Origin of the sequence: Sphingomonas sp. Sph1(2015), from assembly GCF_001970915.1 — a bacterium.
Taxonomy (GTDB): domain Bacteria; phylum Pseudomonadota; class Alphaproteobacteria; order Sphingomonadales; family Sphingomonadaceae; genus Sphingomonas; species Sphingomonas parapaucimobilis.
On the sequence record NZ_MQUI01000018.1, the window covers coordinates 46,068 to 69,473 of the forward strand.

At 66.6% G+C, this 23,406-nt stretch carries 25 protein-coding genes; 11 read left to right on the top strand and 14 right to left on the bottom strand.

Annotation, left to right across the window (positions count from 1 at the left end; all coding sequences use genetic code 11):
* Nucleotides 1-18: 18 nt before the first annotated feature.
* From purM to BSZ14_RS09475, 4 genes are read left to right on the top strand one after another with little or no spacing between them, the layout of a single operon-like run.
* Nucleotides 19-1,152, top strand: coding sequence for a phosphoribosylformylglycinamidine cyclo-ligase (purM, locus tag BSZ14_RS09460; protein WP_076710719.1), 1,134 nt, complete (start codon nt 19-21; stop codon nt 1,150-1,152).
* Nucleotides 1,142-1,735 (top strand): phosphoribosylglycinamide formyltransferase, encoded by a 594-nt coding sequence (gene purN, locus BSZ14_RS09465; RefSeq protein WP_076710720.1) that lies wholly within the window; start codon nt 1,142-1,144, stop codon nt 1,733-1,735. The genes purM and purN overlap by 11 nt, the downstream gene beginning before the upstream one ends.
* Nucleotides 1,732-2,019 (top strand): hypothetical protein, encoded by a 288-nt coding sequence (locus BSZ14_RS09470; RefSeq protein ID WP_076710721.1) that lies wholly within the window; start codon nt 1,732-1,734, stop codon nt 2,017-2,019. The genes purN and BSZ14_RS09470 overlap by 4 nt, the downstream gene beginning before the upstream one ends.
* Entirely contained in the window at nt 2,016-2,615 is a 600-nt protein-coding gene (locus BSZ14_RS09475) for a hypothetical protein (protein WP_076710722.1), read from the top strand. Before BSZ14_RS09470 ends, BSZ14_RS09475 begins: the two co-directional genes overlap by 4 nt.
* A 53-nt stretch (nt 2,616-2,668) precedes the next feature.
* Here BSZ14_RS09475 and BSZ14_RS09480 read toward each other — a convergent pair whose 3' ends face one another.
* The 4 genes from BSZ14_RS09480 to BSZ14_RS09495 form a co-directional block, all read right to left on the bottom strand.
* Nucleotides 2,669-3,187, bottom strand: coding sequence for a GNAT family N-acetyltransferase (locus BSZ14_RS09480; protein WP_076710723.1), 519 nt, complete (start codon nt 3,185-3,187; stop codon nt 2,669-2,671).
* Nucleotides 3,187-3,609 (bottom strand): nucleoside-diphosphate kinase, encoded by a 423-nt coding sequence (ndk, locus tag BSZ14_RS09485; protein ID WP_042482585.1) that lies wholly within the window; start codon nt 3,607-3,609, stop codon nt 3,187-3,189. Before ndk ends, BSZ14_RS09480 begins: the two co-directional genes overlap by 1 nt.
* 219 nt (nt 3,610-3,828) lie before the next feature.
* The gene (locus tag BSZ14_RS09490; protein ID WP_076710724.1) at nt 3,829-4,269 is read right to left on the bottom strand and encodes a DNA polymerase III subunit chi; all 441 of its coding nucleotides are present in this window, start codon (nt 4,267-4,269) and stop codon (nt 3,829-3,831) included.
* A 20-nt stretch (nt 4,270-4,289) separates the two neighbouring features.
* The gene (locus BSZ14_RS09495) at nt 4,290-5,756 is read right to left on the bottom strand and encodes a leucyl aminopeptidase (RefSeq protein ID WP_042482359.1); all 1,467 of its coding nucleotides are present in this window, start codon (nt 5,754-5,756) and stop codon (nt 4,290-4,292) included.
* Nucleotides 5,757-5,937: 181 nt separating this feature from the next.
* Between BSZ14_RS09495 and BSZ14_RS09500 the strand changes: the two genes are divergently transcribed.
* From BSZ14_RS09500 to rsmA, 4 genes are read left to right on the top strand one after another with little or no spacing between them, the layout of a single operon-like run.
* Nucleotides 5,938-8,166, top strand: coding sequence for an LPS-assembly protein LptD (locus BSZ14_RS09500; protein WP_198930488.1), 2,229 nt, complete (start codon nt 5,938-5,940; stop codon nt 8,164-8,166).
* Between the two features lie 57 nt (nt 8,167-8,223).
* Nucleotides 8,224-9,606 (top strand): peptidylprolyl isomerase, encoded by a 1,383-nt coding sequence (locus BSZ14_RS09505; protein ID WP_198930489.1) that lies wholly within the window; start codon nt 8,224-8,226, stop codon nt 9,604-9,606.
* 1 nt (nt 9,607) lies between these two features.
* Nucleotides 9,608-10,603 (top strand): 4-hydroxythreonine-4-phosphate dehydrogenase PdxA, encoded by a 996-nt coding sequence (gene pdxA, locus BSZ14_RS09510; protein WP_076710726.1) that lies wholly within the window; start codon nt 9,608-9,610, stop codon nt 10,601-10,603.
* Between the two features lies 1 nt (nt 10,604).
* On the top strand, nt 10,605-11,429 hold the full coding sequence (gene rsmA, locus BSZ14_RS09515; protein ID WP_076710739.1) for a 16S rRNA (adenine(1518)-N(6)/adenine(1519)-N(6))-dimethyltransferase RsmA: 825 nt from the start codon (nt 10,605-10,607) through the stop codon (nt 11,427-11,429).
* 112 nt (nt 11,430-11,541) lie between these two features.
* Here the strand turns inward: rsmA and BSZ14_RS09520 are convergent, their stop codons facing one another.
* From BSZ14_RS09520 to guaB, 3 genes are read right to left on the bottom strand one after another with little or no spacing between them, the layout of a single operon-like run.
* Nucleotides 11,542-12,045, bottom strand: a complete 504-nt coding sequence (locus tag BSZ14_RS09520; RefSeq protein WP_174435488.1) for a tetratricopeptide repeat protein — start codon at nt 12,043-12,045, stop codon at nt 11,542-11,544.
* A gap of 32 nt (nt 12,046-12,077) precedes the next feature.
* Complete coding sequence (locus tag BSZ14_RS09525; RefSeq protein WP_076710727.1) at nt 12,078-13,265, bottom strand: RsmB/NOP family class I SAM-dependent RNA methyltransferase; 1,188 nt, start codon at nt 13,263-13,265, stop codon at nt 12,078-12,080.
* 18 nt (nt 13,266-13,283) lie between these two features.
* The gene (gene guaB, locus BSZ14_RS09530; RefSeq protein ID WP_076710728.1) at nt 13,284-14,741 is read right to left on the bottom strand and encodes an IMP dehydrogenase; all 1,458 of its coding nucleotides are present in this window, start codon (nt 14,739-14,741) and stop codon (nt 13,284-13,286) included.
* A 126-nt stretch (nt 14,742-14,867) separates the two neighbouring features.
* Here guaB and BSZ14_RS09535 point away from each other — a divergent pair, with 126 nt between their 5' ends.
* Both BSZ14_RS09535 and BSZ14_RS09540 read left to right on the top strand, forming a co-directional pair.
* Entirely contained in the window at nt 14,868-15,842 is a 975-nt protein-coding gene (locus BSZ14_RS09535) for an SPFH domain-containing protein (protein WP_042482372.1), read from the top strand.
* Nucleotides 15,839-16,294, top strand: a complete 456-nt coding sequence (locus BSZ14_RS09540; protein WP_076710729.1) for an NfeD family protein — start codon at nt 15,839-15,841, stop codon at nt 16,292-16,294. Before BSZ14_RS09535 ends, BSZ14_RS09540 begins: the two co-directional genes overlap by 4 nt.
* 9 nt (nt 16,295-16,303) lie before the next feature.
* Here BSZ14_RS09540 and BSZ14_RS09545 read toward each other — a convergent pair whose 3' ends face one another.
* The 7 genes from BSZ14_RS09545 to BSZ14_RS09575 are packed head-to-tail and all read right to left on the bottom strand — an operon-like array spanning nt 16,304 to nt 21,379.
* Entirely contained in the window at nt 16,304-17,104 is an 801-nt protein-coding gene (locus BSZ14_RS09545; RefSeq protein WP_042482378.1) for a TrmH family RNA methyltransferase, read from the bottom strand.
* Nucleotides 17,104-17,376 carry an HPr family phosphocarrier protein gene (locus BSZ14_RS09550; RefSeq protein WP_042482381.1) on the bottom strand — a complete coding sequence of 91 codons (273 nt, stop codon included), beginning with the start codon at nt 17,374-17,376 and terminating at the stop codon, nt 17,104-17,106. The genes BSZ14_RS09545 and BSZ14_RS09550 overlap by 1 nt, the downstream gene beginning before the upstream one ends.
* Nucleotides 17,373-17,780, bottom strand: coding sequence for a PTS sugar transporter subunit IIA (locus BSZ14_RS09555; RefSeq protein WP_042482384.1), 408 nt, complete (start codon nt 17,778-17,780; stop codon nt 17,373-17,375). Before BSZ14_RS09555 ends, BSZ14_RS09550 begins: the two co-directional genes overlap by 4 nt.
* Before the next feature lie 18 nt (nt 17,781-17,798).
* Nucleotides 17,799-18,710: an RNase adapter RapZ gene (gene rapZ, locus BSZ14_RS09560; protein ID WP_076710730.1), complete on the bottom strand. Its 912-nt coding sequence runs from the start codon at nt 18,708-18,710 to the stop codon at nt 17,799-17,801.
* Entirely contained in the window at nt 18,683-19,138 is a 456-nt protein-coding gene (locus tag BSZ14_RS09565) for an HPr kinase/phosphorylase (RefSeq protein ID WP_076710731.1), read from the bottom strand. Before BSZ14_RS09565 ends, rapZ begins: the two co-directional genes overlap by 28 nt.
* Nucleotides 19,138-20,703, bottom strand: a complete 1,566-nt coding sequence (locus BSZ14_RS09570) for a sensor histidine kinase (protein WP_076710732.1) — start codon at nt 20,701-20,703, stop codon at nt 19,138-19,140. Before BSZ14_RS09570 ends, BSZ14_RS09565 begins: the two co-directional genes overlap by 1 nt.
* Nucleotides 20,672-21,379 carry a response regulator transcription factor gene (locus tag BSZ14_RS09575; RefSeq protein ID WP_042482394.1) on the bottom strand — a complete coding sequence of 236 codons (708 nt, stop codon included), beginning with the start codon at nt 21,377-21,379 and terminating at the stop codon, nt 20,672-20,674. Before BSZ14_RS09575 ends, BSZ14_RS09570 begins: the two co-directional genes overlap by 32 nt.
* Nucleotides 21,380-21,589: 210 nt before the next feature.
* On the opposite strand from BSZ14_RS09575, the gene BSZ14_RS09580 reads away from it, so the two are divergent.
* Complete coding sequence (locus BSZ14_RS09580) at nt 21,590-23,197, top strand: phosphoenolpyruvate carboxykinase (RefSeq protein ID WP_076710733.1); 1,608 nt, start codon at nt 21,590-21,592, stop codon at nt 23,195-23,197.
* Nucleotides 23,198-23,406 lie beyond the last annotated feature (209 nt).

Consider the following 23,406-nt stretch of genomic DNA (forward strand, 5'->3'; position numbering starts at 1 on the left):
TATAGCTAACGGGCAAACATGACCGACAACAGCACGCCGTCCACCAGCCCTTCGCCCTCCGAAAAGGGCGCGTCCTACACCTATGCCGATGCTGGCGTTTCGATCGCCGCCGGTAACGCGCTGGTCCGCGCGATCGGCCCGCTCGCCAAGGCGACGCGGCGGCCGGGCGCGGATGCCGACCTGGGCGGCTTTGGCGGTTTCTTCGACTTGAAGGCCGCCGGTTTCACCGATCCGCTGCTGGTCGCGGCCAATGACGGCGTCGGCACCAAGCTAAAGCTCGCGATCGAGCATGACCGCCATGACGGCGTGGGCATCGACCTGGTCGCCATGTGCGCCAACGACCTCGTAGTGCAGGGCGCCGAGCCGCTGTTTTTCCTCGATTATTACGCCACCGCCAAGCTGGAAGGCGATGTGCCGGAACGTGTGATCGCCTCGATCGCCGAAGGGTGCCGAATCGCCGGATGCGCGCTGATCGGTGGTGAGACGGCCGAGATGCCGGGCATGTATGCGCCGGGCGATTACGACCTTGCGGGCTTCTGTGTCGGCGCGGTCGAGCGCGACCAGGTGCTGACCGGCGCGACCATCGGTGACGGCGACGTGATCCTGGGCCTTGCCTCCTCCGGCGTCCATTCCAACGGCTTTTCGCTGGTCCGTCGCCTGGCCGCCGACAAGGGCTGGAAGCTCGATCGCCCGGCGCTGTTCGATCAGGACGTGCTGCTGGTCGAGGCGCTGATGGCTCCGACTCGAATCTATGTCCGCTCGCTGCTCCCCTCGATCAAGGCGGGTACGATCAAAGGCCTCGCCCATATCACCGGCGGCGGCCTGCTCGAAAACATCCCGCGCGTGCTGCCCAAGGGTGCCCATGCCGTGGTCGATGCGGATGGCTGGGAGCAGCCGCGCCTGATGGCTTTCCTCCAGGCGCAGGGCGGCATCGAGCCGGAGGAAATGGCGCGCACCTTCAACTGCGGGGTCGGCATGGCGGTGATCGTCGCGGCCGACCAAGCCGAAGCACTGGCCGAAACGCTGCGCGCCGAAGGCGAGACGGTCGTCACCATCGGCCGGGTCGAAGCGGGTGAGCGAGGCTGCACCGTCAAGGGTTCGGCCGGGACCTGGAGCGCCAAGGCGGACTGGACCGCGACCCATGTCGGCTGACGGGCGGGTTAAGGATGGGCTGGTCAAGGTCGGCATCCTGATTTCCGGCCGCGGCTCCAACATGCAGTCGCTGGTGGCGGCGTCCAAAATGGCGGACGCCGCCTATGCCGTTGCCCTGGTCGCCTCCGACAAGCCGGAGGCAGCCGGGCTGGCCTGGGCGCAGGACCAGGGGATCGCCACCTTCGCCCTGTCGCCCAAGGGGATCGGCAAGCCCGCCTACGAAGCCGCGATCGACCAGGCGCTGCGCGATGCGGATGTCGAGGTTATCGCACTGGCAGGCTATATGCGGCTGCTGTCGGGCGATTTCGTATCGCGCTGGCAGGGACGCATCCTCAACATCCATCCCTCGCTGCTGCCGCTCTACAAGGGCCTCGACACGCATGAGCGCGCCATTGCGGCGGGCGATGCCAAGGCGGGCTGCTCGGTGCATGTCGTGACCGAGGCGCTGGATGACGGCGAAGTGCTCGGCCAGGCGGAGGTTCCGATCCTGCCCGGCGACGACGCAGCGGCACTTGCGGCGCGCGTGCTCGTTGAGGAGCATCGATTGTACCCGCAAATACTCACGGAGTTCGTGCGTCGATGACCGATTTCCCGTCCCGCATCCGCGACATCGCCCTGCTGCTGCCCGGCACGACCGAACAGGCTGGCGATGGCGAAACCCGCTTTCTGGTCGAGGGTGCGCCCTTCCTCCGGGTGAGCCGCACGTCGTCGGCCATCCATCTTTGCATCGCGGATGAAGGACAGGAACCGCATTGGACCGAGGTGACGCTCGACACCGATAGCGACTGGACGCTGGTCGAGGACCGGATCGCGCGCAGCTGGGAACTGGTCGCGCCGACCGAGTTGCTGGAGGCGGGCGGGCGATGAGCGGACCGGCGAGCGAAGAGGCCGCCGAGCGCGCCAAGTCGCGGCGGCGCCTGTTGACGCTGGCCGAGTTCGTGGCGGTTGCCGGGCTGATGGTGGCCGCGCTGACGCTGTACCTCAACTGGTCGCAGCGGCGCAGCGACGCCGAGGACAAGGCGGCCTCCGCCACTGCCCAGCGGCAGGAACGCGCCCGGCTCGACCTGACCGCCACGGTCGAGGGGGACGGACGCCGCCTGCTGCTGCGCGATCCGAATCACGATCTTCAGGATGTCGCGATCGACTTTCCCAAGGCGTCGGGTATCGGCCGTCAGGCCCCGGTCGGTGATCCCGCCATCGAGGCCGAGCCGATCGCCGGACCGTTGCTCGCACTGACGGACGGCAAGGCGGATACGCGCGAGGGACGGCTGCCAGCGCTGATCACCGTCCGCTATTGGGATGGCGATACCGCACGGACCGTCACCGGGCTCTACGACATCATCTGGAGCACCCATGGCCGCCTGCTGCGCGGCCGGACGCTGCGACTGGAGGGATTGCGGCTGCGTGACCGGAACGGCACCACCGCCAAACTCGACGCCGCCTGGACAGCACGGCGCGGATAGAAGCATCCCAATCCCCCCCCTTTAAGGGGGGGGAATGCAAAGCCCGTCGGCTTTCAGATATCCCGCGCATAGACGACGTCGTCGAAGACGGTGTCGCCGACCCGGAATTGCCGCGTCCCTGCAAGGGCGAAGCCTTCGCGCTCATAAAACGCACGGGCGCGCTCGTTGATGCCAAGTACCCCGAGCAGCATACGGCGGCGGCCCAAAGCGCGCGCATCGTCAATCGCCCGGGCCATCAGCCTGTGGCCCAGGCCGGAGCTGTTCGTCAGGGACAGGGTGTAGATACGGCGAAGCTCGATATCCCGCGCATCGGTCTCGACCGGCAGATCGGGCGGGGTGAGCAACGTATAGCCGACCGGCGCCGCGCCGTCGGGATGCTCTGCCAGTGTCGCCACGCAGGCCGGATCGGCGATCCAGGCGTCGAACTTGGCGGGCGAGCTGTTGAGGGTGCAGTGGCGCACCATGTCGGGACCGGCGATGGTCCCGGCAAACGTCTCGAGGAAGGTGGCGGCCGCGACGAGCGACAGCGCAGGCGCATCGCCCGGCCCTGCCCGTCGCAGCCGCCATTCCATCAGCCGACGATTTCTTCCGGCTTGAAGAAGTACGCGATCTCGATCGCGGCATTCTCGTCCGAGTCCGAACCGTGGACGGTGTTGGCTTCGATCGACTCGGCCAGTTCCTTGCGGATCGTGCCCGGTTCGGCGTTCGCCGGGTTGGTCGCGCCCATGATGTCGCGGTTGCGCTGCATCGCGTTCTCACCCTCGAGCACCTGCACGACGACCGGACCCGAGATCATGAACTCGACCAGATCGTTGAAGAAGGGGCGCTCCTTGTGGACCGCGTAGAAGCCCTCGGCCTGCTCGCGGGTCATCTGGATGCGCTTCGAGGCGACGACGCGCAGGCCGGCTTCCTCCAGCATCTTGGTGACGGCGCCGGTCAGGTTGCGGCGGGTCGCGTCGGGCTTGATGATCGAAAAGGTACGGTTCGCGGCCATGATGGTCACGCAGCTCCTGAATAAATGAGTTGGCTGGAAGTGGCGCCGCCCTAGTCGGGGGCGGCCAGTATTGCAATGTCTGATGGTGATCCGATCCTCCCCGGCACGGGGAGGTGGCAGACCGAAGGTCTGACGGAGGGGGGCTTCCGTACAGAACATCCTTAACGGCTAACCCCCTCCACCAGCTTTGCTGGTCCCCCTCCCCGTACCGGGGAGGATTCAGGCCGCCTGTTCCCAGCGGCCCTGGTCGTTCTGCTTCCAGTAGCGCCGCTCAACCCCTTCGCGGTCGGCCAGCGCCCGCCACGCGGCACGAGCCTCGCCGATACGGTCGCCGTCGAAGAAGTGAAATGCCCGGTCGAAACTCAGCGCTTCGTCACGCCATACGCCATCCGCCAACGCGATATGACGTGCGCCGTTCGTCGGCTGGACTTCGCCCGCGATCAGCACCGGCTGGGCGGCATCGTCGCCCTCGCCCGCCTGGGCGTGAGGAAGGAAGCCGTCCGCCGGTATCATCCAGAGCTGCCGGTCGAGTGCGGCGCGCTGGTCCGCGTCACCGCTGACGATCAGCAACCGTCCGCCCCCTGCCGTCACGCGCTCGGCGATGACGGGAAGCAGACGGTCGAGCGGCGCGATCGTCAGATGATAGAAATCGACCTGCATCGCGCCGCCCCTTATCTGCCTTACGCCTCGAACCGGTCCGCGACGAACTGGTCGAGCAGGCGAACGCCGTAACCGGTCGCGCCCTTGTCGTGGTTGACGCCCGGCTTGTCGGACCAGACCATGCCCGCGATATCCAGATGCGCCCAGGCGACGCCCTCGTTGATGTAGCGCTTTAGGAACTGAGCCGCGGTGATCGAACCCGCGCCGCGCGGGCCGACATTCTTCATGTCCGCAATCTGGCTGTCGATCAGCTTGTCATACGCATCGGCCAGGGGGAAGCGCCACAGCTTCTCGCCGGTCGCGGTGCCCGCCGCCAGCAGCGATTCGGCCAGCGTGTCGTCATTGGCGAACAGGCCGCCATGCTCGCTGCCGAGGCTGATGATCATCGCGCCGGTCAGGGTGGCGAGGTCGACGATGGTCGAGGGCGAATGCGTCTTCTGGACCCAGGTCAGTGCATCGCACAGGACCAGGCGGCCTTCCGCGTCGGTATTGATGACCTCGATCGTCTGGCCCGACATGGACGTGACGACGTCACCAGGCCGCTGCGCATTGCCGTCGGGCATGTTCTCGACCAGGCCCATGACGCCGACGACATTGGCCTTCGCCTTGCGCGCCGCGATCGCCTTCATCGCACCCGCAACCGCGCCAGCGCCGCCCATGTCCCACTTCATGTCTTCCATGCCCGCGGCGGGCTTGATCGAGATGCCGCCGGTGTCGAAGGTCACGCCCTTGCCGACCAGCGCCAGCGTTTCGGCATCGGCCGCGCCGCCATTCCACTTCAGGACCAGCAGCCGCCCTTCGCGCACCGAACCCTGGCTGACGCCCAGCAGCGCGCCCATGCCCAAGTCGCGCATCTGCGCCTCGTCCAGTACGGTGACTTCCAGGCCCAGCCCCTCGACATCGTTCAGGACGCGCTCGACAAAGCTTTCCGGGTAGAGCTTGTTCGGCGGCTCGGACACCAGCGTGCGGGTCAGCTCCAGCCCGCCATTGACCGCGTGGATACGCGCATAGGCCGCCTCGGCCTCGTCACCCGCGCCGACGATGGCGATACGGGTCAGCATCGGCTTCGAGGTTTCGGGCAGCTTGGTGCGGTACACGTCATGCCGCCAGCCGCGCTGTACAGCGGCACCGGCAAAGCTCGCCACCGCATCGGCGGCAGGCTTGGTCGGAAGCCCATTCAGATCGACCGAGACCGAGGAGGCATTGGTCAACAACCTGGCGGTCACCGCGCCGCCAGCCTTGCGCCAATCGGCTTCCTTGCCTTCGCCCACACCGAGCAGCAGGACACGGCGGGCTGCGCCACCGATGGTGGCGAACAGCTCGACGATCGAACCGGCCTCTCCCTTGAAGCGCGCGGCGTCGACGGCCGCCTTGGCGAGCGCGGCCGCACCCTCCCCTTCGATCCGGCCGGTATCGACCGCATCCTTCGGAAAGGGAAGGACGAGCACGTCACCGGCTTCGACGGTGGAGGTAAAGGCGATCTGCATGGAAACCCTCTGCTGAACTGGTAACAGTTGCTATCATCTAGGCTCTTGGACCGTCGTGGCAAGCGCGCGATTGCAGCAAGCCGCCGGTGATGCGATAGGCAGGCCTTTCAAGGCGTCGCCCTGCCGGGGGAGGCTTCATCATCGTGTCGGCAAGGACGGAACAGCTATCATCGTGCGCAGAATGACGCTTCTGACCGGCAGCGCCCTGCCCTTCGCCCTGTGTGTGGCCATGCCTGCCGTCGCGCAGGATCTTCAGGATCGCCCCGTCTCGCCGCCGCCCAGCGAAGGCCCGGCCCCGGCCAATCCCGATCAGGTCCGCTTCAGCGCCGACCAGCTGGAATATGATATCAACGCCGATATCGTGACGGCGACCGGCGAAGTCCGGATGCTTCGCGAGGGCGAGCGGCTGCGCGCCGACAAGGTGACGTGGAACCGCAAGACCGGAAAGGTGCTGGCGACCGGCAATATCGCCGTCACCAATCCGCAGGGCGATATCGCTTATGGCGACCAGATCGAGCTGACCGATTCGCTGAAGGACGGCGTGGTCGACAATATGCTGGTCGTCCTCGAACAGGGTGGCCGCTTGGCCGCCGTTCGCGGCACCCGCCAGCAGGACGGCACGGTCAATCTGGAACGCGCCGCCTATACGCCGTGCGCGGTCGAGACGTCGGAGGGCTGCCCCAAGGAGCCGTCCTGGAAGATCACCGCCATCCGCGTCACCTATCGCCCCGATCGCGAGCGTGTCTATTTCAACGGGGCCAAGCTCAACCTGTTCGGCCTGCCGACCATTCCGCTGCCGCGCCTGTCCGCCCCCGTCGGCTCGGGCGGCGACAGCGGGTTCCTGACACCCGACATCCGGCTGGACCGGGTGAACGGGGTCGAGATCGCGGTGCCCTATTACTGGCGCCTCGCCCCCAACAAGGGCCTGACCGTCACACCGCACGTCTTCACCGCGGTGCTGCCGATGCTGGAAGCGCAATATGAGGCGCTGACCACCAAGGGTGCGTTCCGTATCACCGGCTATGGCACGGCCAGCCGTCGCAGCGACGACCTGAACACGCTGAACCCCACCGATACCAGCCAGGCGTTCCGTGGCTATCTGGATGCGGTCGGCCGCTACCAGTTCTCGCCGGAATGGAGCCTGTCGGGCTCGATGCGGATCACCACCGATCGCACCTTTCTGCGTCGCTATGACATTTCCCGCGACGACCGGCTGCGCACCACCGCCAGCCTGGAGCATATCGACGCCAACAGCTATTTCTCGCTGACCGGATGGTATGTCGAAACGCTTCGGGTCAACGATCCGCAGGGTCAGCAGCCTATCGCGCTGCCCGAGCTGGACTATCGTCGCCGGTTCGACGACGGGCTGCTCGGCGGCAAGTTCGAGGTGCAGCTCAACACCCTGGCCATCAGCCGGACGGCGGGTCAGGATACGCAGCGCGCCTTTGCCAGCATGCGCTGGGACCTTCGCCGCCTGACCAACTGGGGTCAGGAAGTGACCTTCACCGCCTATGGCCGGGCCGACGCCTATAATGCCAACAACATCGCCTCCACGCCCCTGGTCTATCAGGGGCTGGCCGGGTTCCAGGGGCGCGGCATCGGCGCGCTGGCGGTGGACGTCAAATGGCCGTTTGTCGGCGAACTCTGGGGCGGCAGCCAGCGCTTCACCCCGCGTGTCCAGATCGTCGCCAGCCCCAAGATCAAGAATATCGAGATCCCCAACGAGGACGCCCGCTCGGTCGATCTGGAGGATTCCAACCTCTTCGCGCTGAACCGCTTCCCCGGTTACGACCGGTTCGAGGATTCGACGCGCATCACCTACGGCGCGCAATGGGCGCTGACCCTGCCGGGCTTCACCTTCGACACGCTCGTCGGGCAGAGCTTCCGCCTGAACGACCGGCCGACGATCCTCTATCCGGGCACCGGCCTGTCGGACCGGTGGTCGGATATCGTCGGGCGGACGGAAATGCGCTTCCGGGACTTCGTCTCGCTGACCCACCGTTTCCGGCTCGACAAGGACAGCTTCGCGGTGCGCCGGAACGAGATCGACGCGACGGTCGGATCACGCACCACCTACGGGCAGGTCGGTTATCTGCGGCTGAAGCGGAACATCTTCACCTCGATCGAGGATTTGCAGGATCGCGAGGAAGTCCGGCTGGCGGGCCGGGTGCAGTTCGCCCGTTTCTGGTCGGCTTTTGGCTCCACGGTCATCGACCTGACCGACCGGTCGGAGGATGCGCTGTCGCTGTCGAACGGGTTCGATCCGATTCGGCACCGGATTGGCGTACAATATGAGGATGACTGCCTGCGGCTCGGCTTCACCTGGCGGCGCGACTATGTGCAGACGGGTGACGCGCGGGCGGGCAACAGCTTTCTGTTGACTCTGGCCTTCACCAATCTCGGCCGCTAAGCCGGTATTCAGCATGGTCGACCCATATCGCGACGGTTACGCGCCCCATCAGGCGCGATGAGGATCACAGACACGGTGAAGCACGACATTCGTACCAAGGGCCGCGGCATCCGCGCGGGCGCAACGCTGATGCTGGTCGCACTGGCGACCGGCGCGCTGGCGCAGACCGTTCCGGATCAGGCCGTACCGGACACCGGCGGGCTAAACATCCCCTCGAACCTGCAGCTTTTCGGCAAGCTGGACCCCAATGTCCGCAAGCCGACCGCGATCGTCAACGACACGGTGCTGACCCAGACCGACATCGACCAGCGCATGGCACTGGCCATGGCGCTGAACAACGTGACCAACCTGTCGGCCGAGGATCGTGACCGTCTGCGCATGCAGATCCTGCGTCAGTTGATCGACGAGACGTTGCAGATCCAGGAGGCCAAGACCGCCGAGGTCACCGTCACCGCCGACGAGATCAACCAGGCCTATGCCCGTTTCTCCAAGCAGTTCGGCAAGACGCCAGCCGAAATGAACACCTTCCTGCGGCAGGTCGGCTCGTCCGAGAAATCGATGCGCCGCCAGATCGAGGGCGAGCTGGCCTGGAGCCGCTATCTGCGCAAACGGGTCGAGCCGTTCGTCAATGTGGGCGACGAGGAGGTGAACGCGATCCGCACCCGCCTGGAAGCGGCCAAGGGCACCGAGGAATATAATCTCAAGGAGATCTTCCTCTCCGCCAACGAGGCGACCGGGCAGCAGGTGTTCAACAATGCCCGCCAGATCATCGGCGAAATCCAGAAGGGCCAGCAGCCTTTCGAATATTTCGCGCGCAGCTTCTCCGAGGCATCGACCCGGGCGGTGAACGGCGATCTGGGCTGGGTCCGCGCGGCGCAGCTGCCGCCCGAGCTTCAGGCCGCCGTGGGGCAGATGCAGGTCGGCCAGGTTGCCGGGCCGATCCAGATCCCGGGCGGCTTCTCGATCCTGTACCTGACCGACAAGCGCCAGGTCCTGACCGCCGACCCGCGCGATTCGCGCCTGTCGCTCAAGCAGCTGACGGTCAAGTTCCCGGCGGGCACCACCCAGGCGCAGGCCAGCGCCCGCGCGGCCGAGTTCGCCAAGGCGACGCAGGCGATCCGCGGCTGCGGCGACGTGCAGCGTGTCGCGACCGCGCTGAAGGCCGAGGTGGTCGATAACGATCAGGTGACGATCCGCCAGTTGCCCGCCCCGCTCCAGGAAATCCTGTTGAAGCTGCAGGTCGGTGAGGCGACGCCGCCCTTCGGGTCGCCGGAACAGGGCGTCCGCTCGCTGGTCCTGTGCGGCCGCGAGGAGCCGCGTTCGGGCAACCTGCCGACCAACGACCAGATCCAGAATCAGGTCGAGCAGCAGCGGGTGAACCTGCGCGCGAACCAGAAGATGCGCGACCTTCGTCGCGACGCGGTGATCGAATATCGCTAAGATGATCCGGCCGCTCGCGATCTCTATGGGCGACCCGGCCGGGATCGGGCCGGAGATCATCGCCAAGGCCTGGGCCGCGCGCCGGGAGGCGGGGCTGCCGCCCTTCCTCGCGGTGGGTGATTCGCGTGCCATCGCGCGGGTCTGGAACGGCCCGACCGTCCGTGTCTCGGACATGGCGTCTGCGGTTGCCGCCTTCGAAGAGGCGCTGCCGATCCTGTCGGTCGACGATGCGGGCGAGATTCGCCCCGGCCAGCCCGATGTCGAAGGCGCGCGGTGCGCCCTCCACGCATTGGAGCTGGCCGTCGGGCTGGTACGCTCGGACGCGGCCAGCGCGCTCGTGACCGGGCCGGTCAGCAAGGCGCAGCTTTACGATATCGGCTTCACCCATCCCGGCCAGACCGAGTTCGTGGCCGAACGCTGCGGCGTGGCGGGCGAGAATGCGGTGATGATGCTGGCAGGCCCGTCCTTGCGGGTCGTGCCGATCACCACCCATGTTCCGCTGGCGGCGGTGTCGAGCCTGTTGTCGGTCGAGCTGATCGTCGCCAAGGGTCGCGCCACAGCGCGCGGGCTGTGCAAGAATTTCGGAATCCGCGAACCGCGGCTCGTCTTTGCCGGACTGAACCCCCATGCGGGTGAAAGCGGCGCGATCGGGCGTGAGGAAATCGACTTCATCGAACCCGCCATTGCGCAGCTTCGCGCCGAAGGCATCGACGCGAGCGGGCCATTCGCGGCGGATACGCTGTTCCATCCGCGTGCGCGTGCCCGCTACGACGCCGCGCTCTGCTGTTATCACGATCAGGCGCTGGTGCCGATCAAGACGCTGCATTTCGACGAAGGCGTCAACATCACGCTCGGCCTGCCGATCGTGCGCACCTCGCCCGATCACGGCACCGCCTTCGGGCTGGCGGGACAGGATGCCGCGCATCCCGGTGCGATGATCGCGGCGATTGCGATGGCCGGTGACGCCGCGCGGCGTCGTGCGGAAGCGGCCGCCTGACATGGATCCCGTCACGCCGCTTCCCCCGTTGCGCGATGTCATTGCGCGCCATGGCCTGTCCGCCGCCAAGTCGCTGGGTCAGAATTTCCTGTTCGATGGCCAGCTGCTGGCCCGGATCGCCGCGATCCCCGGTGATCTGACCGACCGCCAGGTGCTGGAGATCGGTCCCGGCCCCGGCGGCCTGACCCGCGCGCTGTTGATGGCGGGGGCCAAGGTCACCGCGATCGAACGCGACCGTCGCTGCATTCCGGCGCTTGCCGAACTGGCCGAGGCCTTTCCCGATAGGCTCAAGGTGATCGAGGGCGATGCCCTGCGCATCAACGCGCCCAAGCTGTTCGAGAGCAAGCCGCATATCGTCTCCAACCTGCCCTATAATGTCGGCACGCCGCTGCTCGTCGGTTGGCTGTCGGGCGCGTGGCTGCCCTGGTGGCAGTCCTGCACGCTGATGTTCCAGAAGGAAGTGGCGGAGCGGATCGTCGCCGCGCCCGACCAGTCCGCCTATGGCCGTCTGGCCGTGCTGACCCAGTGGCGGAGCGAATCCCGGATCGCGATGCCGGTTCACCGCTCGGCCTTCACACCGCCGCCCAAAGTCATGTCGGCCGTCGTCCACATCACGCCCAAGCCTGCGCCCGAAGGTGTCAGCTTCCGCACGCTGGAACGCCTGACGGCCGCCGCCTTCGGCCAGCGTCGCAAGATGCTGCGCCAGAGTTTGAAGCCGGTTGCCGGTGCGGTGGAGGCGATGGAATCGATCGGCCTCGATCCCGCCCGTCGGGCCGAAACGTTGTCGGTGGACGAGTTCGTCGCCCTGGCGCGCGCTTTGGGGTGAACATGCCCTCCCCGGCACGGGGAGGGGGATCATGCGAAACACGGTGGAGGGGGCCGTGCCGCACTCTTCGTCAGGCCTGCGGCCTGCCACCACCCCGTAGCGGGGAGGATGTTTACGGCGTCGGCGGCGTCTTGCTGTCGACCTGCGCCGTCGTCACCGTCGCGGGCGGCCCCTTGGCGATTTGCGCGGCGAGCGCGGTCGCGTCGGCGCAGTCGCTCTTGCAGAGCGTCTTGATCTTGGCGAGATTGTCCTTGGCGCGCGCCACCGCACCGCGCTGAACCAGCGCCTCGCCCTGCCCGCGCAGCGCGCGCGTGTCGTTCGGGTCGAGCAACAAGGCTTCGCGATACAGGCGAATCGCCTTGCCCGGCAGGCCGCGCGCATCCGCCACTTCGGCGAGCAGGATAAACGCCGCCCGATTGCGCGGATCGACCGTCACGGCCGTCTCGAGCATGTCGGTCGCGCCCTCCAGATTGCCCGCCGCCTTCAACCCGCGCGCCTGTTCGAGCAATTGCATCGAGCGGGCATCGATCTGGCTGTCCGGGCGCTGGCCACTGAGCGAGGTGGAAAGCGAAACCACCGCCAATGCGGCGGCGGCAGCCAGGGACGACAAACGCATGAGGAACTCCGGACGTGGCACTGGGCCGAATGCTAGCATGGTGCCCGGAGGCAGGCGACAAAAAAGCCGTCCGTGCCATGGGTTGCCGGATCGAGTCGCCGGCCCGGGCCATGCGGCGTCCCGATCCCCGATTCGATCGGCTCGGCCGACCAGCCGGGATGGCGCGACAGGAAGGCGGCCACCTGGCCGCTCCCCTCGGTATCGAGCAGCGAACAGACGATATAGACCAGCCGTCCGCCCGGCTTGACCAAGCCAGCGCCGATGTCCAGCACCTGGGTCTGCATCGCACCCAATCGAGCCAGCCGCTCCGGGGTCAGGCGCCAGCGCGCCTCGGGATTGCGCCGCCAGGTCCCCGTCCCGGAACAGGGGGCATCGATCAGCACGCCGTCGGCCCTGGACGCCCAGTCCGCAAGCATCTCGGCCTCCCGGCCGGGATTGAGCAGGCGACTCTCGATAATCGTCGCCCCGGCGCGTTCGGCTCTGGGGGCCAGTCGCTGCAACCTTGCCCGGTCGATATCGCAGGCGAGCAGCGCGCCCTGATTGTTCATTGCCGCCGCCAGCTGAAGGGTCTTGCCCCCTGCCCCGGCGCAAAGGTCGACCAGCCACTCACCCGGCTTCGCGGCCAGGGCCTCGCCGACCAGCTGGCTGCCTTCGTCCTGCACCTCGACCAGCCCGGCGCGGTACAGGTCAGACTGTTCGACCGGCGTTCCATTGGGCAGGCGGATGCCCATCGGCGCGTGCGGAGTCGCCGCGGCGTCGGGCCATTGCTCCAACACCGCGTCTCGCGTCGTCGCCAGGCCGTTGACCCGCAGGTCGAGCGGGGCGCGATTGACCAGGGCAGCCTGCTGCGCCGCGCCCAGTCCGGAGGCGGTCAGGGCCTCGACCAACCAGGCAGGAGCAACCCCGCCCTCGGCACGCGGTTCATCGGGTGCAATCGTCGCAGGCCCATGGCCCGTCCCGTCGAACGTCGCCGCAATCGCCGGATCCCGGTCCGCCACCGCCAGCATGGCCGCACGCCCGGATACCGGCACCGGCCCGGCGTGCCTGATGGCGGCATAGACCAGCTCACGCACCGCCCGCCGGTCCTTGGACCCGGCATAACGGCGCGTCGCAAAATAGCGGGCGATCAGCGTGTCCGCCGCCGCACCGCCACTGGCGGCCGCGGCGACGATCTCGTCCAGCAGTTCGATCGCCGCCTGGGTACGGGCGCCGGGGGTCATGCGAAGCGCTCCGTCAGCTTAGCGAGTCGGGTAATTGGGAGCTTCCCGCGTGATGGTCACGTCATGGACGTGGCTTTCCTTCAGGCCCGCACCCGTGATCTGGACGAACTGCGCGCGCTCGCGCAGATCCTTGAGCGTCGCCGAGCCGGTATAGCCCATCGCCGCCTTGATGCCGCCGACCAGCTGGTGGATGACGTCGCGCGCCGGCCCCTTATAGGCGACCTGACCCTCGATGCCCTCCGGCACCAGCTTCATCTGGTCCTTGATATCGCCCTGGAAATAGCGGTCGGCCGAACCCCGGCCCATCGCTCCGACCGATCCCATGCCGCGATAGGACTTATAGGCGCGGCCCTGATACAGGAAAGTTTCGCCCGGCGCTTCCTCGGTGCCCGCCAGCAGCGAGCCGACCATGCAGGCGCCCGCGCCCGCCGCCAGCGCCTTGGCGAGATCGCCCGAGGTGCGCAGGCCGCCATCGGCGATGACCGGCACACCGGCCTTCCAGCCTTCCTCGGCACAGTCCATGACGGCGGTCAGCTGCGGCACGCCGACGCCCGCGACGACACGGGTGGTGCAGATCGAACCCGGCCCGATGCCGACCTTCACCGCATCCGCGCCCGCATCGATCAGCGCACGGGTAGCGGCGGCGGTCGCGACGTTACCGGCTATCACCTGCACCGTGTCGGACAGCTTCTTGGCGACCTCGACCGCTCGCGCGACGTCGCGGTTATGGCCGTGCGCGGTATCGATGATGACGCAGTCCACCTCCGCCTCGATCAGGGCACGGGTGCGCTCGAAACCCTTTTCGCCAACCGTCGACGCCGCCGCGACACGCAGGCGGCCCGAGCCATCCTTGGTGGCCGACGGATAGGTGACGGCCTTTTCGATGTCCTTGACCGTGATGAGTCCGACGCAGCGATAGCTGTCGTCGACGACCAGCAGCTTTTCGATCCGGCGGGCATGGAGCAGGCGGCGCGCCTCGTCCTGGCCGACGCCGACCTTCACGGTCGCCAGATCCTCATGCGTCATCAGCTCGGAGACGGGCTGCTGCGGATTCTCGGCGAAACGCACGTCGCGGTTGGTCAGGATGCCGACCAGGCGCCCGTCGAACTCCACCACCGGGATGCCGCTGATCCGGTGCCGCGCCATCAGCGCCTGCGCCTCGGCCAGCGTCGCGGTCGGCGAGATGGTGATCGGGTTGACGACCATGCCGCTCTCGAAGCGCTTGACCTGGCGGACGGCGGCGACCTGCTGCTCGACGGTCAGGTTGCGGTGAAGAACGCCCATGCCGCCCAGCTGTGCCATGACGATCGCCATGTCGGCCTCGGTCACGGTATCCATCGCCGCCGACAGGACGGGGATGTTCAGCGCGATCGTGCGGGTCAGTTGCGTCCGCGTGTCTGCGGTGCTCGGCAGAACGTCGGACTCCTGGGGTATGAGGAGCACGTCGTCGAAGGTGAGGCCGAGGCGGATATCCATGGGGCTGCCAAATCCTGCGGAGGGAACAAGTGGCGGGCCATGTAACCAAAGCAAGCCGTTCCCGCTAGGCCCTTGGTGCATCGCCATGCTAGAACACCGGAGGACCGATTATGGGGGAAGCCGTCCATGGGCCTGATTATCGCCGCGCTCGCCGTCCTGCTGGTGCTGATGTATCTGATGATGTCGATCAAGATCGTCCGGCAGGGCTATCAATACACGATCGAGCATTTCGGCCGCTATACCGGCACGGCGATCCCCGGTTTCAACTTCTATCCCGCCTTTTTCTATCGTGTCGGCCGCAAGGTGAACATGATGGAACAGGTGATCGACATTCCGGGGCAGGAGATCATCACGAAAGACAATGCGATGATCTCGACCGACGGGGTCGTCTTCTTTCAGGTGCTGGACGCGCCCAAGGCCGCCTATGAGGTGTCGGATCTCTACGTCGCATTGCTGAACCTGGTGACGACCAATTTGCGCACCGTCATGGGTTCGATGGATCTCGACGAAACCCTGTCCAAACGTGACGAAATCAACGCGCGACTGCTGAATGTCGTCGACCATGCCACGACGCCCTGGGGAGTGAAGATCACCCGTGTCGAGATCAAGGACATCCGCCCGCCGGTCGATATCGTCAACGCCATGGCCCGCCAGATGAAGGCGGAGCGCGAGAAGCGCGCCAATATCCTGGAGGCGGAAGGCTCGCGCGCCTCCGAAATCCTGCGTGCCGAAGGGCAGAAGCAGGCCCGTATCCTGGAAGCCGAAGGTCGCCGCGAGTCGGCCTATCGCGACTCCGAAGCCCGCGAACGCGCAGCCGAGGCGGAGGCCAAGGCGACGCGTGTCGTCTCCGAGGCGATCGAGTCGGGCGGGACCCAGGCGATCAACTATTTCATCGCGCAAAAATATGTCGAGGCCGTCGGCAAGTTCGCCACCAGCCCCAACGCCAAGACGATCCTGTTCCCGGTCGAAGCAACCCAGCTGATCGGTACGCTGGGCGGTATTGGTGAGCTGGCCAAGGAGGCGCTGGGGAGCAACACGTCCGAGGCCGCGACCCCGCGGGTCACCACCAAGCCGGGGCCGTTCGACCAGTCCCCGTCATGACGATCGGAGACCTCGACCCCGCCGCACTCTGGCTGGCGGGGGCATTGGCGCTCGGCATCGCCGAGTTGCTGGTGCCGGGCGTATTCCTGATCTTTCTCGCCGTGGCCGCCGGCGTGACCGCACTGACCACCTGGGCGCTGCCGGACTTGCCGATCGGGCTGCAACTGGCCGATTTCGCGGTCTGGAGCGTGGTCTGCGTCTTCATCGGACGCCGATGGTATCGGGACTTTCCGGTCGAAAGCGATGCGCCGAGCCTCAACAAACCCGCCCGGCGGCTGCGCGGACAGATCGTGACCGTCACCACCCCGATCATTGGCGGAGAGGGTCGCGCACGGCTTGGCGACGGCGAATGGCCGGTGCGTGGGCCTGATACGATCAGCGGCACCCGCTTGCGGGTCGCTCATGTCGATGGCGGGACGCTATTGGTCGAGCCGATCGAACCCGAAGCCTGATCCCGCCGCTCAGCCCCGCTGCTGCGCCAGCACCTCATAGGCCATGACCGCGGTCGCCACGGCCGCGTTCAGGCTGTCGGCCTTGCCCAGCATCGGAATCTTGACCAGCGTATCGCAGGCCTGGGCATATTCGGGGGGCATCCCTTGCGCCTCGTTGCCCGTCAGCAGGAAGGTCGGCGCGGCATAACGAGCGGCGCGATAATCCGACTCGGTGTCCAGGCTCAGCCCGACCAGCTGACCCGGCCCCTGCCGCAGCCAGTCGAGGAAAGGCTGCCATTCGGTCTTGACGATCGGCACGGTGAACAATGCCCCCATGCTCGCGCGCACCGCCTCGACCGAGAAGGGATCGACGCACTCGCCGATCAGGATAAGCCCCCCTGCCCCGACCGCATCGCCGGTACGCAGGATGGTGCCCAGATTGCCCGGATCGCGCAGACGCTCGGCGACCAGCCAGATGCCGGACGCGTTGCGATCCAGCTCGTCGAGCGTGACGCCCAACTCCTCGAACACGCCGACGACCGCCTGCGGATTGTCCTTGCCCGACAGTTTCGACAGGATGTCGGGCGTCGTCTCGATCGCCTCGCCTTCCGACGCCTCCACCGCCGCGATCAGGTCGCGGACCAGCGGGTGGCCCGCCGACGGCCGGGCATAGAATAACAGGGTCGGCAGCCGCCCCGTCTCGCGCGCCTCGGTCAGGATGCGCAGCCCCTCGGCCAGGAACTGGCGGGATTGCTTGCGATGGCGCTTGTCACGCAGGTCGCGCGCCCACTTGATCAGCGGGTTGGAATAAGCGGTAATTTCACGGGGCATCAGTCTTCGCCGAACTTCGCTTCCACCAGCGCGGCCAGCGCCTCGACCGTCACATCGGCCCCGTCACCGGCGGCACTGATCGTGATCGTGTCGCCCATCGCGGCGCCCAGCATCATCAGGCCCATGATCGAGGTGCCCGTCACCGTGCTGCCATCCTTGGCCACCCGCACCTCGCAAGGCTGGGTCGAGGCTAGCGTCACGAACTTGGCGCTGGCGCGCGCGTGAAGGCCCCGGCGGTTGGTGATCAGGACCGTGCGTGTCTGCTCCGTCATGCCGCCGCCTCGCCCAGCACTTCGGACGCGACGGAGATATATTTCCGGCCAGCCTCGCGCGCGGCGGCGACCGCATCGACGACCTGCATCGACTTGCGCGCCGAGCCCAGCCGGATGAGCATGGGCAGGTTCATACCCGCGATCACCTCGACCCGGCCCCGCTCCATCAGCGAGATGGCGAGGTTGGAGGGTGTGCCGCCGAACAGATCGGTCAGGACGATCACACCGCGCCCGGCATCGACAGTGGCGATGGCGGCGGCGATGTCCGCACGCCGCTCCTCCATGTCGTCCTCCGGCCCGATCGCGATGGTGGCGATCCGCTCCTGCGGCCCGACCACATGTATCATCGCGGTCACGAACTCATCGGCGAGCCGCCCGTGCGTCACCAGAACCAGACCGATCATGTCAGACACGCATATCCATCATTGTTTGGCCGGCCTGGCTTCCAAGGAGTCTTTCGGCACGGCACCCAAATCACGATGCACCACCGTGGGGGAAAAACCGCTCTGGCGCAACCGTCCCGCGATCCGTTCGGCGACATGGACGGAACGATGCCGCCCGCCGGTACAGCCGATCGCGATGGTGATGTAGGATTTCCCGCTGGAAACATAGCGCGGCGTCAGCGTGTCGAGCAGCGTCTCGATCTGCCCCACGGCCGTTTCATAGGCCGGGTCATGCCGGATATAGTCGATGACCCCCTGGTCCAGCCCGGTGCCGGGACGCAGTTCGGCCGACCAGTGCGGATTGCGAAGGAACCGCATGTCGAAGACCAGATCGGCGTTGCGCGGCAACCCCTTGGAAAAACCGAAGGACATGACCGTCAGGACCGGCTCGCTAAGGCCATCGACCGCGTAATTGGCGCGAATCCATTGCCCCAGGTCGTTGCTGGTCATGTTGGTCGTGTCGAGCATCCGGTCGGCCATGTCCCGCACCGGACCCAACAGCGCGCGTTCATGCGCGATACCGTCATCGGCGGCCCGGTCCATCGCCAGCGGATGGCGATGCCGGGTCTCGGCATAGCGCCGCTTCAACTCCGCCCCCCCGCAATTCAGGAACAGCGTCTCGATGGCCAGATTGGGCCGCTCGTTCAGACGTCGAATGCTCTGGGTGATCTGGTCGGGCGCAAAGTCCCGCGTCCGCACGCCGATGCTGATCGCCAGCGGTCGGTTCTTGCCCTCCATACCCTTGGGTGGCGCGGCCTCCAGCAGACCGTTCAGCAGAAACAGGGGCAGATTGTCGACCACTTCCCAGCCCAGGTCTTCCAGCGTCTTGAGCGTTGTCGAGGTGCCAGCCCCGGACATGCCGGTCACCAGCAAGATGCGTTTTCGGTCCATTGCGAGCGTTCCTTGAGGTGTGACGCCAACAGCTCGACCTTGATCGGGGTCGAAGCCGGACGCGGGTTGAGCCTATAGATAGGGAGCGAGATGCCTGCGATCACGGTCTGGCGTGCCTCGGGCAGGCGCTCTTCAAGATCCGGGTCGACGGGCAGTTCGACGATCAGGCTGACGATCGCGCTTGCCTGGTACGGAACCGGCACGATGCCGACGCCCCGAACCTCGATCAACCCGGCGATCCGTTCCGGCACCGTGACGTGCAAGGCGCCGTCCCTGGCCGTTGCCTCGACATAATCATCCCCGATCAGCACCGCCCCCCGGTCGATCAACCGCAGCGCCAGATCGGATTTGCCGGCCCCAGAAGACCCCCGCAGCATTATCCCGACGCCGCCGATCATCACGCACGTGGCATGGATGAGTTCACCCATCAGACGATCGCGGCCAGCGGCAGGCGTACCACGAAGCGCGCACCACTCATCCGGTCCTCCCGCGCCTCGACATGGATGCGCCCCTGATGCGCCTCGACAATGGTTCGGGCGATGGCGAGGCCCAGCCCGGAATGGCGTCCGAAATTCTCCGAACTCGGCCGGATCGAGTGGAAGCGGCGGAAGATCGCCTCACGCGCGTCCTCGGGCACGCCAGGCCCCTCGTCCTCGACACGGACCACCCAATCGTCCGGCTCGCGCGCCAGACTGATCGCGACGACCGCCTCGTCGGGGGAAAAGGACAGTGCGTTGTCGACCAGATTCTCAAAGACCCGCTCCAACCTCGCACCTTCGCCGGATACCATCGCAGGGCCGGGCTCGGTGGAATCGAAGCGAAGGCGGATGCCCCGTTCGACTCCGCGCGCCTCACGCTGGGCGATCAGCCCGGCGAGAAGCGCGTTCAGATCGACGGGATCGAACTTCGCCCGGCTGAGCTGCGCGTCGAGTCGCGAGGCATCGGAAATATCGGTGATCAGCCGGTCGAGCCGCCGCACATCGTCGCGAACGATCGCCAGCAGCTGCGCTTGAAGGTCAGGGTCGTGGACCGTCTCCAGCGTATCGACGGCGGAGCGGAGCGAGGCGAGCGGGTTCTTCAACTCATGCGTCACATCGGCCGCAAAGGCCTCGGTCGCGTCGATCCGCGCACGCAGCGCCAGGCTCATGTCGGATAGCGCCCGGGCGAGCATTCCCAATTCGTCCCGGCGGTCCGGCAGACGCGGGACCACCACCTCGCGTGCCCGGCCCAGCCGCACCCGCACCGCCGCCCGCGCCAGCCGCCGCAGCGGCCGGACGATGGTGCGCGCGAGGAAAAGCGAGAGGAAGACGGAGATCAGCGCCACCAGCGCCAGCAGCACGCTCAGCCGGAACCGTTCGATCCGCACCGTTTCGGTGATGAAGCGTGCATTCTCGGTCGCCATGAGCGCACCGCCGCTGGGCAACGGTGCGGCGGCCGTGATGACCGGGGTGCGATCGGGCGCGCGCCAGACCGAGGCGGAGACCCGCCCGTCCCGCGCCGCGCGAACATCCGGCCATTCCGCGCCGCCGCGACGCTCACGATAAAGTGGCGGCCGGGCCGCGCCGACGACGGTGTCGATCCCGGCATCCAGGAAGCGCGCGATCGCCTGCCCCCAATCCTGCTTGTCGGGATCGCGCAGCACGACATTGCGCACGCCGAGCGCCCGGCTGTCGGCGACCAGTCGCCCCGCCGAATCGAACAGCCGGATACGCCCGCCGGTATCGCGTGCCAGCCGCAGGACCAGAGGATCGCGCTCCTCGCTGCGCACCGAAGTCAGTGCTTCCCCCATCAGCCGGACTTCGCGCAACGACTGAGCCACTCGGTTATCGAGCAGCCGCGTGCGATAGGAATCGAGGTAGAAAAACCCACCCGCCAACAGCAGCAGCGCAAAGATGTTGAGCGCCAGAATCCGCTGGGTCAGCGAAATCTGGCCCGACCAGCGCAATGCCAGGTCGGGAGCTTCACTCCTCGGAGAATCGGTAACCGGCGCCATAGAGCGTCTCGATGGCGTCGAACTCGGAATCTACCTGCCGGAATTTGCGGCGCAGGCGCTTGATATGGCTGTCGATGGTGCGATCGTCGACATAGATGTCATCCTGATAGGCGGCATCCATCAACTGGTTGCGGGTGCGCACGATGCCGGGGCGCTGCGCCAGCGTCTCCAGGATCAGGAACTCGGTGACGGTGAGCGTGACCGGCTCGCCCTTCCACGTGACGCGGTGGCGGGCCGGGTCCATGGCGAGCTGCCCGCGGGTCAGCGGCCCCTGCACATCGGCGGCGGGGGTTCCCTGCGGCGCGCCGACATATTCGGATCGCCGCAGGATGGCGCGAATCCGCGCGATCAGCAGCCGCTGCGAGAACGGCTTGGCGATATAGTCGTCCGCGCCCATCGCCAGCCCCAGCGCCTCATCCAGCTCGTCATCCTTGCTGGTCAGGAAGATGACCGGAATCTGACTCTTCTCACGCAGACGGCGAAGCAACTCCAGCCCGTCCATGCGCGGCATCTTGATGTCGAAGATCGCCAGGTCGGGCGGGTTGTCGATCAGCGCCTTTAGCGCGGCCTCGCCATCCGCATAGACGCGCGTGACGAAGCCCTCGGCCTGAAGCGCGATGGATACGGAGGTCAGGATGTTCCGGTCGTCATCGACCAGCGCAATGGTGGCCGTCATGCAACCGACCCCGAACCCATATCGTGCGAAAAGACCGCCATGGCCATCGGTTAAGCCAAAGTGACACACGGCTCAACCATCTTCGCCAAACAGTGTGTTTGACGTGTTTAACAAAACGCGTATGAGTCGATCCGACGCATACGTATTCACGTGCGGTGAAACAGCGCCGGGCCATCAGGACCCGCCGCCTTGGGGAACGAGGAAGCTCTTATGAACGAACGGATTCCGGAGATCGGTCTGCAGGCCCAGGGGATCGAGACCCGCGCCACCCTGCATTGGAACCTCGTCACCGCCCGGCTGATCGAAACCGCGGTCGCGCGCGGCGAGGGCAAGCTGTCGGCCGACGGTCCGCTGGTCGTCGAGACGGGTGAGCACACCGGCCGTTCGGCACAGGACAAGTTCATGGTCCGCGACGACACGACGCGCGACACGGTCTGGTGGGGCAAGACCAACAAGCCGATGAGCCCGGACGATTTCGCCGCGCTGAAGGCCGATTTCTTCGCCGCGCTCGGTCAGAAGGAAGACCTGTTCGTCCAGGACCTGTACGGCGGATCGCAGCCCGAGCACCGCGTCCGTGTTCGCGTCGTGACGGAGCTGGCATGGCACAATCTGTTCATCCGCACGATGTTGGTCCGCCCCGAGGAGCATGAACTCCGCAAGTTCGCCGCTGAATACACAATCATCGACCTGCCCAGCTTCCGCGCCGATCCCGCACGTCATGGCTGCCGTTCCTCGACGGTGATCGCGGTCAACATGACCGAGAAGCTGATCCTGATCGGCGGCACGCGCTATGCGGGCGAGATGAAGAAGTCGGTCTTCGGCCTGCTCAACTATCTGCTGCCGACGACGGGCGTCATGCCGATGCATTGCTCCGCCAATATGGGCGCGGACGGATCGACGGCGGTGTTCTTCGGCCTGTCGGGCACGGGCAAGACGACGCTGTCGGCGGATGCCAGCCGCACCCTGATCGGTGATGACGAACATGGCTGGTCGGACACGGCGGTCTTCAATTTCGAGGGCGGCTGCTACGCCAAGATGATCCGCCTGTCGCCCGAGGCGGAGCCGGAGATCTTCGCGACGACCAAGCGCTTCGGCACGGTACTGGAAAACGTCGTCATGGACCCGGTGACGCGCCAGCTCGACCTGCACGACAACAGCCTGGCCGAGAACAGCCGGGGCGCCTATCCGATCGACTTCATCCCCAATGCGTCGAAGGACAATATGGGGGGCGTGCCGCGCAACATCGTGATGCTGACCGCCGACGCGTACGGCATCCTGCCGCCGATCGCCAAGCTGACGCCGGAACAGGCGATGTATCACTTCCTGTCGGGCTATACCGCACGCGTGGCGGGCACCGAGATCGGCGTGACCGAGCCGGACGCGACCTTCTCGACCTGCTTCGGCGCGCCGTTCATGCCGCGTCACCCGTCGGTATACGGCAATCTGCTGAAGGAGCGGATCGCCAAGGGCGGCGTCGATTGCTGGCTGGTCAACACCGGCTGGACCGGCGGCAAATATGGCGTCGGCCACCGCATGCCGATCAAGGCGACGCGCGCACTGCTCAACGCCGCGCTCGACGGCAGCCTGAACCAGGTCGAGTTCCGGACCGATCCGAATTTCGGGTTCCAGGTTCCGGTGTCGGTGCCCGGCGTCGACGCCGCGATCCTGAACCCGCGCGACACCTGGGCCGACAAGGCCGCCTATGACGCAACGGCGGCCAAGCTGGTCGGTCTGTTCAACGAGAACTTCCAGCAGTTCGCCGACCATGTCGATGAAGGCGTTCGCGCCGCCGCGCCGAAGGTCACCGAAGCGGCCTGACGATATGGGGAGACGCTTCCGGCAGGCGTTTCCCTATTCCTCCCCTTGCAGGGGAGGTGGCAGGCCATCAGGACTGACGGAGGGGTGTCCCGCTCTCGATAGGGCGACAGCCCTCCACCATGCCACGCTGGGTCCCCCTCCCCTTGCAGGGGAGGAATAAAAACCCGACCCGCCCCCAGCGGCGCCTAAGCCCCGCCTATTCCGTACCC

Coding starts and splice junctions, on each gene's coding strand:
- ndk (WP_042482585.1), bottom strand. CDS start 3,609: ATGGCCGCGAACCGTACCTTTTCGATCATCAAGCCCGACGCGACCCGC.
- BSZ14_RS09550 (WP_042482381.1), bottom strand. CDS start 17,376: ATGACGGAGCAGACACGCACGGTCCTGATCACCAACCGCCGGGGCCTT.
- BSZ14_RS09575 (WP_042482394.1), bottom strand. CDS start 21,379: ATGACGGCCACCATTGCGCTGGTCGATGACGACCGGAACATCCTGACC.
- BSZ14_RS09505 (WP_198930489.1), top strand. CDS start 8,224: ATGAGGATCACAGACACGGTGAAGCACGACATTCGTACCAAGGGCCGC.
- pdxA (WP_076710726.1), top strand. CDS start 9,608: ATGATCCGGCCGCTCGCGATCTCTATGGGCGACCCGGCCGGGATCGGG.
- rapZ (WP_076710730.1), bottom strand. CDS start 18,710: ATGGACCGAAAACGCATCTTGCTGGTGACCGGCATGTCCGGGGCTGGC.
- BSZ14_RS09525 (WP_076710727.1), bottom strand. CDS start 13,265: ATGACCCCCGGCGCCCGTACCCAGGCGGCGATCGAACTGCTGGACGAG.
- BSZ14_RS09565 (WP_076710731.1), bottom strand. CDS start 19,138: ATGGGTGAACTCATCCATGCCACGTGCGTGATGATCGGCGGCGTCGGG.
- BSZ14_RS09570 (WP_076710732.1), bottom strand. CDS start 20,703: ATGGCGCCGGTTACCGATTCTCCGAGGAGTGAAGCTCCCGACCTGGCA.
- BSZ14_RS09490 (WP_076710724.1), bottom strand. CDS start 4,269: ATGCAGGTCGATTTCTATCATCTGACGATCGCGCCGCTCGACCGTCTG.
- rsmA (WP_076710739.1), top strand. CDS start 10,605: ATGGATCCCGTCACGCCGCTTCCCCCGTTGCGCGATGTCATTGCGCGC.
- BSZ14_RS09500 (WP_198930488.1), top strand. CDS start 5,938: ATGACGCTTCTGACCGGCAGCGCCCTGCCCTTCGCCCTGTGTGTGGCC.
- BSZ14_RS09520 (WP_174435488.1), bottom strand. CDS start 12,045: ATGCGTTTGTCGTCCCTGGCTGCCGCCGCCGCATTGGCGGTGGTTTCG.
- BSZ14_RS09495 (WP_042482359.1), bottom strand. CDS start 5,756: ATGCAGATCGCCTTTACCTCCACCGTCGAAGCCGGTGACGTGCTCGTC.
- BSZ14_RS09480 (WP_076710723.1), bottom strand. CDS start 3,187: ATGGAATGGCGGCTGCGACGGGCAGGGCCGGGCGATGCGCCTGCGCTG.
- BSZ14_RS09535 (WP_042482372.1), top strand. CDS start 14,868: ATGGGCCTGATTATCGCCGCGCTCGCCGTCCTGCTGGTGCTGATGTAT.
- BSZ14_RS09545 (WP_042482378.1), bottom strand. CDS start 17,104: ATGCCCCGTGAAATTACCGCTTATTCCAACCCGCTGATCAAGTGGGCG.
- BSZ14_RS09540 (WP_076710729.1), top strand. CDS start 15,839: ATGACGATCGGAGACCTCGACCCCGCCGCACTCTGGCTGGCGGGGGCA.
- BSZ14_RS09580 (WP_076710733.1), top strand. CDS start 21,590: ATGAACGAACGGATTCCGGAGATCGGTCTGCAGGCCCAGGGGATCGAG.
- BSZ14_RS09555 (WP_042482384.1), bottom strand. CDS start 17,780: ATGATCGGTCTGGTTCTGGTGACGCACGGGCGGCTCGCCGATGAGTTC.
- guaB (WP_076710728.1), bottom strand. CDS start 14,741: ATGGATATCCGCCTCGGCCTCACCTTCGACGACGTGCTCCTCATACCC.
- purM (WP_076710719.1), top strand. CDS start 19: ATGACCGACAACAGCACGCCGTCCACCAGCCCTTCGCCCTCCGAAAAG.
- purN (WP_076710720.1), top strand. CDS start 1,142: ATGTCGGCTGACGGGCGGGTTAAGGATGGGCTGGTCAAGGTCGGCATC.
- BSZ14_RS09475 (WP_076710722.1), top strand. CDS start 2,016: ATGAGCGGACCGGCGAGCGAAGAGGCCGCCGAGCGCGCCAAGTCGCGG.
- BSZ14_RS09470 (WP_076710721.1), top strand. CDS start 1,732: ATGACCGATTTCCCGTCCCGCATCCGCGACATCGCCCTGCTGCTGCCC.